This is a genomic window from Paenibacillus sp. FSL R7-0210, assembly GCF_038009085.1.
Taxonomy (GTDB): Bacteria; Bacillota; Bacilli; order Paenibacillales; family Paenibacillaceae; genus Paenibacillus_AQ; species Paenibacillus_AQ silagei.
In genome coordinates this window covers 7,258,925-7,274,754 of sequence record NZ_JBBPAR010000001.1, presented here as the reverse complement: position 1 = coordinate 7,274,754, position 15,830 = coordinate 7,258,925, and the positions used below count along the sequence as shown (strand labels likewise).

Sequence of the window (15,830 nt, the reverse complement as noted above, 5' to 3'; positions counted from 1 at the left end):
AAAAACGGCTGTGTCATCCTCAAGGGGCAGCAACCGTTTTTTAGCGGAGAATAGAATATAGATAAGACCGTGTATTAATAAGCGTTCTTAAACCCATTACGAATAGTCTTGGCAATAATCCGGATATCGAACAGCAGAGACCAATTCTCGATATAGAAAATATCATGCTTGATCCGGTCCTCAATCGAGGTATCCCCGCGCAGACCGTTACTCTGAGCCCAGCCGGTAATCCCCGGCCGCACATGATGCTTAACCATATACTTCGGAATCTCGCCGCGGAATTGCTCTACAAAATAAGGGCGCTCCGGCCGCGGACCAACCACACTCATCTGCCCGAACAGCACGTTGAAGAATTGCGGCAGCTCATCCAGACTCGTTCGGCGGATAAACGTACCAAAGCGGGTCCGGCGCGGATCTTCCTTCGTGCTCCAGCCTGTGTCCACCTCACCGTCCGTCTGCATTTTCATGGAACGGAACTTGTACATCATGAAATTACGGCGGTTCAGCCCCACCCGCTCCTGCTTGAAAATCACCGGGCCGGGTGAGGTCAGACGCACTCCGAGCGCAACAATCAGCATCACCGGAGACAGCATGAGAATGGCGAACAAGGCGAACACAATATCAAACGCACGCTTTGCCATTTTGTTCCCGGCCATATCCAGCGGAATATCGCGCACATTAATCATCGGCATCCCGGCAAAGTTATCGAAATACGGACGGGCCGGCAGGTAATCGAAGAAGTCGGGGATAATCAGCGTCCGCATCCCGGCTTTCTCACAAGTTGCAATAATAGCCGGGTATTTCGAGTGGGCATCCAGCGGCAGCGCCAGAATCACCTCATCGACAGGGAGCATCTCCAGCATAGCCTCCAGCTGATCCACAGTGCCCAGAATCGGCTTATACCGCTGCTCCTCAATGCCATCCCATTGATGGAAGTCATCCAGGAACCCGATGGCCTCATAGCCCAGCTCCGGATACTGCTCCAGGTTGTTATAGAATCTTTTACCCAATGTGCCTGCTCCAAGAATCAGGACGAACTGGCGGTTGAAGCCTTTTTCACGCAGCGACTTCAGCATCTTCTTCAGCACATAACGGTACAGCATAATGGATAGAATATTGAAGCCCATGTAGATCGCCAGGTATTGCCGGGAGATATCAATTTCTCTCAAGAAGAACATTAGACCAAGCAGAATAAAAATACCCATAACATGTACCTGAAAAATTTTGATGAATTCATCAATGAACCGCTTCTTCCGCTTAGGCAAGTATAGAGACACTACAATACCGATCAGTATGGCTATGGCCCCATAGATAATACTCCAGTACCCATAGGATTCTATAGGCAGCGTCCGGTAGGATTCCAGCAAGCCGCTCTTGAACTTCAGCCACCAGGCCGCAAGGAAGGACAACTGGATCACGATAAAGTCGGCTACCATATATAGTTGGGTCAAAAACTTTTGATTCCGGCGAATCATAATCTCACCTCAGCCTTCGATTCATTGCGGATACCAGCTTCCCCGGGAACATTCAGACTCTGTGCGGGTGTAGGTACCTTACGCGGGGCAATCAATGCGTTGCGCAGCAGCGACAGAGTGAACTTAACGCCGACGCCCGCATAGACCGCTCCATTTATCATACTGTTGTAGCGGCTGCTATAATGCTTCTTATGAAATAAAATCATGGCCCGGTGAAACTCATACACAATCTTGAATGGTCTGCGGCGCGCGCTGCCACCCTTCAGATGTACGATGGACGTCTGCGGATAATAATAAATCCCCCAGCCCGCTTCCTTGATCCGGTAACACCAATCCAGATCCTCTCCATACATGAAAAAGGTTTCATCCAGCCCGCCCACCTGCTCAATCGTCTCCCGGCGCAGCAGCATGAACGCTCCAACCAGACAATCTACCGGATATTCGTCATCCGGGTCCAGATAGCCGAGCTGATAGCCGTTGAACTTCGGACGGTCCGGGAACAGCTTACTGAAGCCAAAGGCATAATAGAACGACGCAGAAGGGGTCGGGAACCCTCTCCGGCAGGCCTTATCGAGCGACCCGTCCGGCAGAATCACCTTACACCCGGACGCGCCAAGATCAAGGCGGCTGTCCATGAACGCAAGCATCGTCTCCAGTGTATCCTTGCGGATCACGGTATCTGAATTGAGCAGCAGCACATAACGCCCGGAGGCAACCTCCATCCCCTGGTTATTCCCCTTGGCAAAGCCAACATTCTCCGAATTAGCAATTAACAGCACCTCCGGGAACTCCTTGCTTATCATCTCCACCGAGTTATCCTGGGAGTTATTATCTACTAGAATAATTTCATAGGAATACCTTGTCTCCGAATCATACACCGACCTCAGACAATCCATCGTCAGGCGGCATGTGTTGTAATTTAGAATCAATATACTAACATCTACATTCACTGCTATACTCTCCTGACAAATATAGTAATCTATCGACAATTATTATAACACAAAAACCCCGCTGATAGGCAGCGCCTGTTCAGGGAGGTTTTTACAAGGCTATCAGTCATTCCCCGGCAGGCTTGACTCTCTCCTGAATATACCGGCGCTTGCGCTTCAGGGCTGCTCTCTGTGCAAAAAAGGATTTCCAAGCTCCCAACAGCTTAGGCTCTTTCAATAGCGAGTAGCCATGTGCGGCGATCTCGTAAGGAAGAGAATTTAGCAGCGTGAGCAGCAGTGTGCGGGAGGGCTCGTTCTTGTATATCATTTTATACCGATTAATATAGGAGATCCGCTTGATGAACATCGCTTTACCACTCCGGCCGGACGTCTTCCACCCCCGCTCATGGTAGCCTAGCGCTTCCGCATCATAGTAGGCCTTCCAGCCGAACAATTCCGCACGCCAAGCCACATCCACATCTTCCTTATACGCAAAAAAATCCGCGTCGAAAAACTCCCCCTCCACGCTGATATCCTCAATCATCCGCCGCGAGTACATCGCCGCTGCACCGGAGACACCCAATACTTCACCAGACTCATTCCACTGGTCAGCAGGCTCTCCCGCTCCACGGTCAAACGCCCTCCGCGCCCTATTCATCCGCAGTCCGGTACTATCCACCAGCGAATGATCCGCCTTCAGCAGCAGCTTGCCTGTGGCACTCCCGATCCGGGAATCGGCTTCCATTCTGGCGATCAGCTTGGATATATAGTCCGGGGCCAGCGTAAGATCCGGGTTCAACACCAGCACATAATCGGTCGTAGTGCCGGCAATCGCCTGGTTGTGCGCAGGGGCGAAGCCGGTGTTAAGTTCATTTTCTAGGAGGACTAGGGTTGGGCTCGGGATACAGTTGATAGCATCCCCTGAGCTGGTTGCTGCTGTAATTGTTGCTGCATCCACAGAATGTGCTGGCTTTGCGGTGTGCAGCGCTGCATCCTTATTACGCTCATGGTAGAACGCCCGCACCTTCTCCGCCGAACCATCCGTGGACGCATTATCCACCACTACAATCTTTTTGACCGGGTAATCCTGGCTGAGCACAGCCGACAAACATTCCGCTATATCATCTGCGCTGTTATAAGTAACAATATGCACACTGACCGTTTTAAGTTTCATGGGGTACCTCGAATTCCATATATTCATTAACCGAACGTCACCTCCTTTAACATTTGGAATTTCACCACTGAAAACAGCGCTAAGATGGGCATATAGAAGAAGGCAGTCGAGACTTTCTCGACTACCTTAAAAGATACCTAAATCCGCATTTTTATTTTTATAGTAGCTTTGAAATATAATATAGGCGGTGAGTACGCACATTATGAGGCAGTCCCTGAATAAAAAAGTCAATAGGAACTACAAGATCAACATAGCCGGCGGGAGAGGTTTTTAAATCTTCGCATTTAATACAATAACAAAGGAAGGTTCCTCTCCACAATCTCAAGAACAATGATACTTGGTTTTTCTTCTGCTATTTTAGATTTTTCAACTTTAAAGTCGGTTAAAAATATACTCGATTTAAAGTGATCCGCCAAATAAGGCATCATCGCTGCACCAAAAGAATCACGATACATAAGTAATTTCCCACCCTGTGACTCGTTTAAATATGAAGTTAAGTAATTATCCGATTGAATAACATTGGATGTTCTATTGAATTGAGGCACTAAGCTAACTATAGTATCATCTAGTTTCATAGAGAGCATAAGGGCTAAATCCAGTTGCATCTTATAAGATACAGTGGAAATACTAAAGTCTTCTCGACTATGAGGATGATAAGCAGGTAACGCATTCATTAATTTATCATAAGCCAAATATCCTCCAAAATCATTCCAATGTGTATCTGTAGCATAATATGTTTGGAAATCATCTTTACCCCTAATCAGAGTATCTCTAACATCAACAATATTTATTTTTGAGTGAGCTCGTAAATATTCTAAAAGCTGATCATAACGAGTTTCATTTTGAAAACGTACATACTTACTCGGCATGTATTCAGGATAAATTGTTTGTTTATTTGGGCCTACTATAAAAATAAATTGAGCACCTGAAGCTTCAGAAGCGTTATTCGCTTCTTGAAGATTCGAAGCTATCCTTTCAAGCTCAGCATCCGTAAATCTAACCATTCCTTGATAATCTTCTACAGACTTTTCAGCTGAGTAGAATAGCCAACTTTTTTTCCCTATCACGACGTTAGGATGTGTCGATTTGCTCAATATATGATATTTAATATTACTGTTCAATTTGACTAGTTCACTACGCAAACCAAAATTATCATTAAAATAAGACTCGTATTCTTTTGTAAATTGTTTGTAGTTCGTGATTGAAGTCGTTGGCTTTGAAGCCAAATTTCTATTTTCAGACGAAGCAATATTTGCAGAAAAAAACACCTTTGTTAGCAATGGCAAAAATATAAGTAGTAATGACACGCTTTGTAAAACGTTTATGTTAAAACGAAATCTCTTATGACTCCCTACTAAGTCCAAATCGATAAGTAGCCATACTATTACAAGAGAAATAAGGAACGAAAACACATATATCATTATTTCTACTGTAAAATCATCTTGATTCAAAAACTCGGAAATATCACCTAAATGAACATAGGGGTCTATCCCTGTTGTCTTTATTCTTAATGATGATTTACTAGGTTCAATCTCGACCATATTACTTGATTTTAAATTGCTTAGCAAAGATTTGTTTTTATATTTTATTGAGTAAATAACGATATCAACCTCTGGGCTCTCACCCAAATCAAATCTTAAGTTTTGAATATTCTTGGCCGCTTCTGGTAGGGCAAATTTGAGAATGCTTTTTTCTTCTGAACCTTCAAGCATTATACTAACCGTTTTTTGTTCAGAAAAACCTTCACCAGTATCGTAGTATAGAATATACTCATTTGTATGATTTGATTGCAGTGCAACAGACACTTCATTATTTGACTTCTCTCGGTTTATATAACCTTTGCTGATCAAGACAACAATTAGAAATAACACTACCAGTAACAATGCATTTACAAACGTAAAGTATTTTCTCACGGAGGTATCTTCTCCTACTAGAATCTAAAATAAATGAACGGGTTATATGTTTGACTTGCCAACGCAGCAGATACAAGGAGCAAAACAACTATCTCCGTGATTACTATGAAGAGTAGTTTAGTAATTTGATATTTACTATTTCCCATGTCTAAAATAGATTGATAATGGTTTAACAATATCTTCAAAAGAGGGGTTGCTCCTATAAACGCAAGAATAACAACAAAAATCAGCTCATTATCCAAATAATATCCAATGTTGTAAATACCAACATCCCCATTAAAGCCAATCATAGTTTTTAAATAAGCAATTGCATATTGAAAATCATTTGCTCTAAAGAATATCCAACCAACCATAACAACGAGCAATGTGTATGCATGTTGAAATGGTGCCCACATTCTATCCATTAATTTACCTAATGGTGAGCGCTCAAGAAGCATGAAAAAACCATGGAATAACCCCCAAAAAATAAAATTCCAGCTTGCTCCATGCCAGAGACCAGTACAAAAAAATACTATTAATAAATTAAGATATACTCGAAAATTACTGACCCGACTTCCTCCCAATGGGATGTAAAGATAATCTCTAAACCAATTTGACAATGACATATGCCATCTTCTCCAAAAACCGCGTATGTTTTTTGCGATATAAGGATAATTAAAGTTCTCTAAAAAACTAAATCCAAACATCTTTGCTAAACCAATTGCCATATCTGAATAGCCAGAGAAATCAAAATAAATCTGTAATGTATAGCAGATAATGCCTAACCATGCTGCACCTGAAGTCAAATCTTGAGTGTTTTGAGAAAAAATTTGATCCGCTACTGATCCTAATGGGTTCGCGATCAATACTTTTTTTCCCAATCCGTAGATAAATCGCTGGAAACCCTGATTTACATTTTTTAAAGATATTAGTCTTGTTTTCAATTGTTTAGCAATATCGTGATATCGAACAATTGGACCCGCGACTAATTGAGGAAAAAAAGATATGTATAGAGCCAGATCAAATAAATTCCTCTGTGGTTCCGATTTACGTCTATAAATATCTATTACATAGGATAAGGAGTGAAAAGTATAAAATGAAATCCCAAGTGGTAGCGCAATTGGATCCAAATAAACTTCACTATTAAATATTATATTGAAATTATCAACAATAAAATTAATATATTTGAAGAATACAAGTAACCCAATATTTGTTACGATAGCAAAAAACATAACTAACTTTCCGGTGGTATCCCTATACTTTGCTACTAACAATCCATAAAAATAATTCATTATAACAGATATAATCATTAAAACAACGAATTGAGGTTCTCCCCAAGAATAAAAGAGAAGACTTACCACAAGAAGTAAAAAATTACGATACTCCACCTTAATGAAAAAATGAAGTACAAGAACTATTGGTAAAAACAGAAATAAAAAAAGCGGAGAACTAAAAACCATTTATGTCGCGCCCTTCAATTTTAATATATATTTGTGATCGATAACTATCGACACCTCTACTAGATACCACTAACTTAGAAAAGGACACAAGACGGTATTTTGGTTTATCTCATGATCTTATTAATTTCAATGCATCTTTGATCCCGCATCAAGCACCTGCGCCTCCATCTACTTTGATTGTGATTACATTTCAGGCTCCTAAAGGAGTAGTCGGATTATTTAACAAAAGATTATCCCTCTATCACCACATAATAATTTCAAATCAAATAAATCGGGACAGACCAATAGGAAAAAGGTTATACAAACATTAATTGAGCTTTTGTGAACAGACAGACAAGACTAGCCTGTCAACCGGGTCCTTGACTACGAAACCACACGGGCACAAGAACGTAGGATAAGCTAGTAGGAAAATTGGGCTTACCGTGGACCCGAGTCTATAGCACAGTTGGGCCAGCATAATGTAAACAGGGACACATAGCCAGGGTCTTCAAACATCGTAATAATAACCAAGAAACACTTCAGAATTTTTCAATAAATACATCAATTTCACAATATCGCGGCAAGCCTTAAAGCCACTACAGCTTTTGCAATTTCAAAATCATTTCCAACAATCTTTCCCCTATCAGTTCTTTTGCTACCATCCTATAGGGCAGTTATTCCAGTTCGAACAAAAAGTCTCGCAGACCTTCCCGCCATGAACGAATATCACGGAACCCGTTGGTACGAATCGCCAAATGTTCCAACACTGAATTACGTGGTCGCGGCGCAGGACGTAGAAACTGCTCGGTAGCACACGGCTCAAGCTTCGCTGTAAACTTCAGTCCTAAGATATCCTCTGCCTCCGCAAAAATTGCCTGGGTAAATTCGTACCATGAACAGGACTCGCTGTTTGAAGCATGATACACTCCATACTTTTCAGTCTGAATAAGCTCAAGCAAGAATCGTGCCAAGTCCACTGTATAAGTAGGCGAGCCCTTCTGGTCATCTACTACCTGCAGCAGCGGTTTCTCCTGCCCCAGCTTCAGCATTGTTTTCACAAAGTTATTGCCGTATTTGCCATACACCCAGGAGGTACGGACAATAAAGAACTTGGAGGATAAGGATTGCACCAGTAATTCTCCCGCCCGTTTGGATTTGCCGTAAATACTCTGTGGGTCGGTATTGTCATACTCGTGATATGGCTTGGTGCCCATCCCGTCAAAAACATAATCCGTGCTGATATATACCAACTTAGCTCCGGCCTTCTCAGCAGCAAGTGCAACATTCCGGCTTCCGGTGGCATTAATCAGGTACGCTGTATCAATATCCTTCTCTGCTGCATCAACCGCAGTATGAGCAGCACAATGAATGATCGCATCCGGCTGGAAGCCGGAAATGATCTCTATGCACTGATCCAAATCGGTAATGTCCATCTCCTGACGATCGCAACCAAGTACTTCATAACCTTGAGCATGCAGCAAAAGCACAAGATCCTGTCCGAGTTGTCCCCCTGAACCTGTAACAAGCACTTTCATTGTAGACATTACAGTGCATCCCCCAGACGGCTACCGTACTGAAGCGCTGCATACTTCTGGTATTCTCCGGATTGAATACGTGTCCACCATTCCCTGTTATCCAGGTACCATTGAATCGTTTCCTTGATACCCGTTTCGAACGTGTGCTTAGGCTTCCAGCCCAACTCGCCCATAATTTTGGTTGGATCTATACCATAACGGCGGTCATGCCCTGGACGGTCCTGAACATACGAAATTAACGAATCTGGTTTGCCCAGCTCTTGAAGTACGGTATTCACGATGTGCACATTTGTTCGCTCATTGTTACCGCCGATATTGTACACTTCGCCATTCACACCTTCATGAATAACCAGATCAATCGCACTACAGTGATCTTCAACATACAGCCAGTCACGGATATTCATACCATCTCCATATACTGGCAGTGCCTGATCAGCCAGCGCACGCGAGATCATCAGCGGAATCAACTTTTCCGGAAACTGATAAGGACCGTAGTTATTGGAGCAGCGTGTAATATTAACCGGCAATCCAAAGGTCTCATGGTAAGCACGGACCAGTAAATCCCCGCCCGCTTTACTTGCAGAATAAGGGCTATTTGGAGTCAGTGGAGTCTCTTCAGTGAAGAGGCCTGTGGCGCCCAGCGTACCGTATACCTCATCTGTCGATACTTGCACGAATTTAGTCACGCTGTATTTCTTCGCCGCATTCAAAAGGACCTGAGTCCCGAGTACATTCGTCTTAACAAAAACATCCGGCTCCAGGATACTGCGGTCTACATGAGACTCCGCTGCAAAGTTTACAACTACATCAACTCCCTGATCGAATAGGGTATCCATAGCCGCCACATCAGTAATATCTGCTTTTGTGAACGTATAATTCGGATGATTCTCGATAAACTTCAAATTCTCCAGATTGCCCGCGTACGTCAAAGCATCTACATTGACAATCTTATACTCTGGGTGCTGCTGCAGCATGTATATTACAAAGTTGCTGCCAATGAAGCCGGCTCCGCCGGTAACAAGCAGTTTCATGTTAGTGACCACCTTTTTATAATTTATTATTCCGATAAGTCCACCCAAACAACATTTTATCTTATAGTGCCAACGATAGCCATCAGAAATATCTTACTGTTCCTTAATCATCTCATATTATGCGTAGTATACCCGTTCGGCAATAAATATTAGCCTTTGTATGTAGACCAGCCATGAAATTCACTTCATTAGAAAAATCGCTCCAGATATAATAAGCACTATCCCTGAGAGTTTCTTCAAGGAAATCTTTTCTGATAAGAGGAAGTAAGAAATTAGTATCGTCCACACATATGTAAATGATGATAGAGGATACAATTGGGTGTAAGGGAGGAATCTTAGTAGAACGATATTTAGAACAGCTCCTGTAAAATATAAACCTCCACCTAAAATAAAAAAGGTGAGGAACCCTTTATTAATTCCAATCTTGTAGGAGGATAACTTTTTAAAACAGTAACCTCCAAATGCCCCGAAAAGTGTCATCAATGAAAAAAGCAGTACAATTAGAGCTGCGTTAACTATCTCCACCCCCGATTAAGAAAACCCCACACAGAATAATAAAAGTCCCTATCAACTCTTTATAGGTAATCATCTCCTGGAGTAAAAAGCACCCGATAAACAGTCCGAATAAATACCCAATACTAAGTAGCGGATGCAAAACAGATAATGAACCATAACGAAAAGCGATGATCATTAGGAATGCACCTACAACATATAACAAAAAGCCTGAGATAAGATAAAGATATTGATCAGAATCGTATAACTTCCAGAGCGCTTGTCCAAAAGAAGTGCAGAGCGCTGAAAAAAGAATAAGTACTATCCCTTTTTTATTTTTGTTAATGGATCGAAACATCTGATTAATCATATCCCTCCAATTAAAAACCCGCTCTAGAATTGTGCTACAGCAAGTACCTCTGCTCCACTTCTTTTGGCAGCCTCTATTCCAGCAACAGAATCCTCAAAGATAATAGTTTGATTTGGAGTAATGTTAAAATGCTCCATCGCCTTCAAAAAACCCTCCGGATCAGGTTTAACTTTCTCTACGTCATTATGAGTTAATATTAATTCAAACAACGTTTCTTTTCCAAAATACATCAAGATATCAGTACAGTTCTGACTTGAAGCTGTAGTTACAACCGCAACATAATAATTGATTTTGATTAATTCAATCAAGTTGAAGAGATGCTCATTCACGGTAGCAGCGCCAAGGTGAACTGGATATAGTTTCTTTTTCAGATCATGAATTTCTTCCATCAATTCAACACTAGGGTCAGGTATGATCAGAGGTAGGTAATCTTTATAGAACTTACCATTACACTCCTGAGTATAAAAATCATATTCTAGCGAGTACCCTTTCTGTTCTAGTGCACCCTTATAGGATAGATAGTTCACTTCCTCAGTGTTAAACAAAGTTCCATCCAGATCAAATATTGCTAATTTATTTTTCATGATTAATTCATTCCTCTCGCAATAAGTGTCCGGGTTGTCTTTCAAGAATCTTCAACAGTAGCGGCAACATATTGTTCCCTCGAATCTACCGAAGTGTCCTCAAACCAGTTAATAACATCATTTAAAACAATAACCATCCCCGCATAAAAAAGAATAGCCCGTTTTCCATTCTTCTCTATTTTGTATGGTAAAAGTCTTAACCAATGCACAATCTCATGGAAGAAAATACTTCTAACTTGTTTTTTTGTAAATTTCTCATTTAGATAGTTTGTATAGAATGAAAACATTTCATTATAGGATTGGGAGCGCGTAAACAAGAAATCTATCTGATTTTTAGTAACAGAAACATTCTGCGTTTTCATTAAAAATTCATAACCACCATGTAATGATTGCAGTAATTTGGCATAATCCAAATAAGGCGAATCATGAACGTTCCCAGTGTTAGGATCGATCAGATAAAAATCCCTGCTAGATTCAGTATCATCTACACAAATGATATTCTCAATTGTTAAGTCTCCATGAATTTCTGTATACATATCATCTTTGAAGACACTAAATAAAAAATCTTCTTCCAAGTATTCTCCAAGTACAGAGAGATTCATATACTCCTGTCCGTTAATAATGAGTGTTGGGTATTCATACAAAGCTTTTAATTCCTTTGCATTTCTAATCTTTTCGATATTACCGCTTACCTTGCTAGTGATATATTTTGAAATTAAAATTGGCTCTGCTGGACGTAAATCACCTGCATAGAGGTTATCGGCAAGGCTCTCCAAAGCTTTACGAACAATATTCTGACTCTTTGCAATCGGTCTAGAATGAATATAGTTAAATAATCCAACCGCGGTCGTACTATACTCCATGTCAAAGCTGCAATAGCCGTCTCCATGCTGTTCATTCAAAATGAGCGGCAAAGGCAATGAATTTTCATATTGCCGCAACCACTGAACTTGTTCATATAGTTTGTCGCCATCTTCTCCAAAGGCATACTTTCTATAGAAGCTTCTGCTTTCGTCCATACATAGCATCACAGTTGCATTTGAGCCGGCAGAGTAATCTTGGATAATACTGATATTCTGATTAATTTCAATATATTTCTCCAAATATGCCTTCCCGTTACCTGAAAAATACGCCTCTAAGAAATTTAACCGGTCATCTTCATTCACCTGCGGCAATAAATTCAGTGCCTTACCAGGATTATTAGCGCTGGTAGTGTACTGAAGGACTGCTTTCTTGAACTTATATGGTAAAAAGGAAAGTAGCCATAACGCCAGCAGCGGTACAATAAGGTAAACAGCAAGCAAAGTTTGAGGTTTCAATGACATTTCCTGAATACTGTACGTCAAGTCAACAGTTCCAGAATCTAAACTTCCATGCGAGAACAACGTAGTAAAGATATCTGAAAAGCCAGAGAAATTCATTTCGTCCGAGAGAAACATTCCTAATGCGTAGTAGGAGGCCAAATAGGATCCCCAGATAAATATGGTATATAAGGATAATCTTAGCTTATCAATTTTATGAAAGATATCCTTGAAGGAAGTAATTATTGACCAGCAAACAAATAACATCTTCAGCTCAATTCGCAAGTTGAAAATCGAACAAACCTTTTTTATAATTATTTTGAGCACTCTGCTATATTTCATTGCTATAGCAGAAAGAAGTACTAAAATGCCTGCTAAAATCGCATAAAAAATAGCAGAGTCGACTATCAGTGGACTATTGAAACCAAGCAAGATGAAAGAAGAAAAAAGAATGCTAACAACAATAACATCCAAATATCTATCTACGATAACTGTGGATAATGCAAAGGCGATACCATTTTTCATTTTTCGTCCAGAAAAAAATACTCTTATCAAATCACCAAGACGAAAAGGAAGACAAAAGTTAACCAGGTACCCTATTGATAGGGAGCGCAGCAATACCCCTTCGCTTGGAGCTTCATAAATTTCAACAAATTGTTTCCAGCGAAGCATTTTAAAGTAATGGCCAACCATAAGTAAAAAGATCGCTAAAAGAAATAAAACCATGCCCATTAAATAATCCCCTCAAAATCATCCGAATCTTTGGCAATCTCATATTCCTCTGGAGTACCAAAGGCTAGATGGCTGTTTACTCTAAATCCTTTAATGATTTTACCCTCATCAGCCATAATATTATAAACACCGCTCATAAAGAATTCTTTGTAATCACACACTTTTAGATACTCTGTCGCTGCGTGTTCTAAAACCTCCCTATTTTTAAAGTAATACGCGCCACAGATAGCATCATTGCTAATTGCTTGTTTTTCTACTGTTTTAATAACATTCCCGGCTTGATTATAGAGTAGAAAACTAAATTTAGGATCATTAGATTCAAAAGTCAACAATGCGCCATCTAATGCTTCGTAGTCTCCAGCATTGCTGTAGTTGTAAAAAGAATCACATTTAAACATATGATCACAATCATTAAATACGATAGGAGCGCTGTCATCGATCCCTTTTACCCCTTCTAAAGACGTAAGTAACGCACCATTAAGAACTTCATTTAAAACTCTAATTTTTGCATCTGGGTAGTATTTTAGAATCCGCTTGTCGATTTCGAATAAATCAACATGCTCTCGGATGACTACAAATGTTAGACTCTTCAATGCAGTAAATTTTCTAATAGATTCTGTTGCCCAGTAAAAAAAAGGTTTTTCTTTTATTTCAATCAGCGGCTTTGGAATATTGTACCCTTGATTATAGAATCGTGATCCACTTCCTGCCATTGGCATAACTAAATGAATACCAGTACTCATATCGTTCCTCCTCAATCAATTTACTATCTACTGTAATGCGAATCAATCTAAAGTAGCGTAGGCATATTGTTCGGGAACATATATTTTCCATTCTCCTTCAGAAATAATTGGGTATACAGTGACAGTTACATAGCCAGTTTTATCTTTATTCAGTCTGTTCTGTTCAACAGCTGCAATAATGCCATCTTTAAAAGTCCCTTTATCTCCTGTACCATAAATACTCAGATACGGAGAGGATAATTCAAACAGAGAAGTGTTGAACACTGCTCCGAAGAGAACCAAACTAAGAACTCCCGCCAAAAAATTCTGACTAACCTTTATATGGGTAAGAATGATATATAGTGCATATAATAGGACAATTACACAAAACGTATTGCAAGCATAAAAATAACGGTCAGGATATGTTGTCTCATATTCATTAAAAAACTGTGTCATTTTAATTCGCATTAAGGCAGAACTAAATACTACTCCTATAGCACAAGATACAAAAAACGTATAGTTATTAAAAAGACCTCTTTTCTTAAAATTCAAAAAACCCGCGAATACAATGATAAAAGCATAAATCAAAAATAAAACTGATGTCATTTTATCATTAAGATGAGTATAAAAAAGTTGAATAAATGGATATAGGATATGTCTTCCTATTACAAATTCAAAGACAGAATCAGGATTAGTTGTCATCGTCCCTGTTATTCCTTTTGATCCCATTATCATGGGAAGCAACCGCACTCCTATTACCAAACAAAGTAGCAGTGACCACTCCGAAGAAAACCAAGACTTATAAATCTTCTCCTTATACGCTCTTACGAAGCTAAAGAATAAATATATTCCTACAATTCCGTAACTTACAGGAAAGGACAATCCAGCAAGGATACATATAAGACCTATTGTTATCGACCATACGCCTGAGGGATAACGATTATCATACTTCATCAATAACAAAAAACCTGTAAGAAGCGGCCATATAAATACAGTATTTAATACTCTGCCAAAAACTTCTCCTCCAGAGTTGCCCATTGTAATCAAAACAACAACAAAAAATGTGGCAATCCCTAAAGTTTTACTCTTAATACTAAAAGTTTTATATGCAGTAAAAGCTACTAGACTCCAAAATAAATTCGCAAACACACCTATGAAAAACGGTAAATTTGATAGATTGTATCCGTAAAAAAGATTGTTTGTTTTTAAAGCTAAATACAACAAGATGTACGAACCACTATTTTGAAAATCTGCTGTCCCTCCACCTCTCGTCATAAAGACAGTATTTAAAAAGCCATGTTCGAAAATGTTGCTCAGATAAACAGCGTCCTCAGCAAAAAGTGCGGGAGATGTAATAAAGCTTAGATCACGTAGGGAGAGCAGTACAAAACCAACTACTACAAGACACATACTGCAGAGAATTCTATTAATTTTCTTATTAAAAACTCTATCCGACTGGTACTTGTCCAAAAACTTACCCAAAATTCCCGTAGGAATCAGCAGCCATAACAAAAAGAATACAATAATCCAAATTCCACTATTCATTTTAGGACTGAAATACTCAACCTGCATGTGTAAGCTTTTGGGGACTACAACATTATTTATTTCTAATCGCGAGCCTAAATTGCCTATTACTTTATTCTCTGACATCCAAAGTGTAACAGAACTTCCTGCTTTACTATCGTAATTTGTTATATCTAATGAAAGCGTACTTCCAATATCCCCTTTTTTTTTCTTAAAAGGAATCTCAACAAATTCACCATCTCTTATCGTAGAAACATCCAAATGAACCATAGCTATTTCAGCTTTATCATCGCTGACCTTAATATTGATATGTCCATTATTAGGTCTGTTTGAATAGTTTGCGAATTGCAGCCTTATACCATCCATCTCTTTATATAATCGTTGGAATTCTTGATGAATTACTGTTCCTGCAACGATTTCGCCAGTAGTTTTTGATGCATCTTTCGTTGAGTACTGTGTGAAATCCAAGATATCCACAGATTTCAAAAAACTGAAAACCGTTAAAATTATAGGAATTACTACGGACAGAATAATATAAAGTACTATTCTTTTTTTCCTCATTGAACAACAACTACTTTCAATTAAAAGTCATAATTAATTAAAATGATGATCTACTCCTAACAACACTCC

At 39.9% G+C, this 15,830-nt stretch carries 12 protein-coding genes; all 12 read right to left on the bottom strand.

All coding sequences use genetic code 11. The features are described from left to right. Window positions 1–74: 74 nt before the first annotated feature. The 12 genes from MKY64_RS31080 to MKY64_RS31020 all read right to left on the bottom strand — a co-directional run bounded on the left by MKY64_RS31080 (window position 75) and on the right by MKY64_RS31020 (window position 15,761). Complete coding sequence (locus MKY64_RS31080; RefSeq protein ID WP_340957823.1) at window positions 75–1,475, bottom strand: undecaprenyl-phosphate glucose phosphotransferase; 1,401 nt, start codon at window positions 1,473–1,475, stop codon at window positions 75–77. Then, on the bottom strand, window positions 1,472–2,425 hold the full coding sequence (locus MKY64_RS31075; RefSeq protein WP_340957821.1) for a glycosyltransferase family 2 protein: 954 nt from the start codon (window positions 2,423–2,425) through the stop codon (window positions 1,472–1,474). Before MKY64_RS31075 ends, MKY64_RS31080 begins: the two co-directional genes overlap by 4 nt. A gap of 106 nt (window positions 2,426–2,531) precedes the next feature. Further along, window positions 2,532–3,578: a glycosyltransferase family 2 protein gene (locus tag MKY64_RS31070; RefSeq protein WP_340957819.1), complete on the bottom strand. Its 1,047-nt coding sequence runs from the start codon at window positions 3,576–3,578 to the stop codon at window positions 2,532–2,534. 284 nt (window positions 3,579–3,862) lie between these two features. Further along, the gene (locus MKY64_RS31065) at window positions 3,863–5,491 is read right to left on the bottom strand and encodes an alginate O-acetyltransferase AlgX-related protein (protein ID WP_340957817.1); all 1,629 of its coding nucleotides are present in this window, start codon (window positions 5,489–5,491) and stop codon (window positions 3,863–3,865) included. 17 nt (window positions 5,492–5,508) lie between these two features. Further along, window positions 5,509–6,930: an MBOAT family O-acyltransferase gene (locus tag MKY64_RS31060; RefSeq protein WP_340957816.1), complete on the bottom strand. Its 1,422-nt coding sequence runs from the start codon at window positions 6,928–6,930 to the stop codon at window positions 5,509–5,511. 653 nt (window positions 6,931–7,583) lie between these two features. Further along, window positions 7,584–8,444, bottom strand: a complete 861-nt coding sequence (rfbD, locus tag MKY64_RS31055; RefSeq protein ID WP_340958214.1) for a dTDP-4-dehydrorhamnose reductase — start codon at window positions 8,442–8,444, stop codon at window positions 7,584–7,586. Window positions 8,445–8,452: 8 nt separating this feature from the next. Further along, window positions 8,453–9,475 (bottom strand): dTDP-glucose 4,6-dehydratase, encoded by a 1,023-nt coding sequence (gene rfbB / locus MKY64_RS31050; protein WP_340957815.1) that lies wholly within the window; start codon window positions 9,473–9,475, stop codon window positions 8,453–8,455. Between the two features lie 180 nt (window positions 9,476–9,655). Continuing rightward, on the bottom strand, window positions 9,656–9,955 hold the full coding sequence (locus tag MKY64_RS31045) for an EamA family transporter (RefSeq protein WP_340958212.1): 300 nt from the start codon (window positions 9,953–9,955) through the stop codon (window positions 9,656–9,658). 405 nt (window positions 9,956–10,360) lie between these two features. Further along, window positions 10,361–10,921, bottom strand: coding sequence for an HAD family hydrolase (locus tag MKY64_RS31035; RefSeq protein WP_340957814.1), 561 nt, complete (start codon window positions 10,919–10,921; stop codon window positions 10,361–10,363). Between the two features lie 41 nt (window positions 10,922–10,962). Beyond that, window positions 10,963–12,954 (bottom strand): lysylphosphatidylglycerol synthase transmembrane domain-containing protein, encoded by a 1,992-nt coding sequence (locus tag MKY64_RS31030; protein ID WP_340957812.1) that lies wholly within the window; start codon window positions 12,952–12,954, stop codon window positions 10,963–10,965. After that, complete coding sequence (locus tag MKY64_RS31025) at window positions 12,954–13,697, bottom strand: hypothetical protein (RefSeq protein ID WP_340957809.1); 744 nt, start codon at window positions 13,695–13,697, stop codon at window positions 12,954–12,956. The genes MKY64_RS31030 and MKY64_RS31025 overlap by 1 nt, the downstream gene beginning before the upstream one ends. Window positions 13,698–13,739: 42 nt before the next feature. After that, window positions 13,740–15,761: a hypothetical protein gene (locus tag MKY64_RS31020; RefSeq protein ID WP_340957807.1), complete on the bottom strand. Its 2,022-nt coding sequence runs from the start codon at window positions 15,759–15,761 to the stop codon at window positions 13,740–13,742. Between the last annotated feature and the right edge of the window lie 69 nt (window positions 15,762–15,830).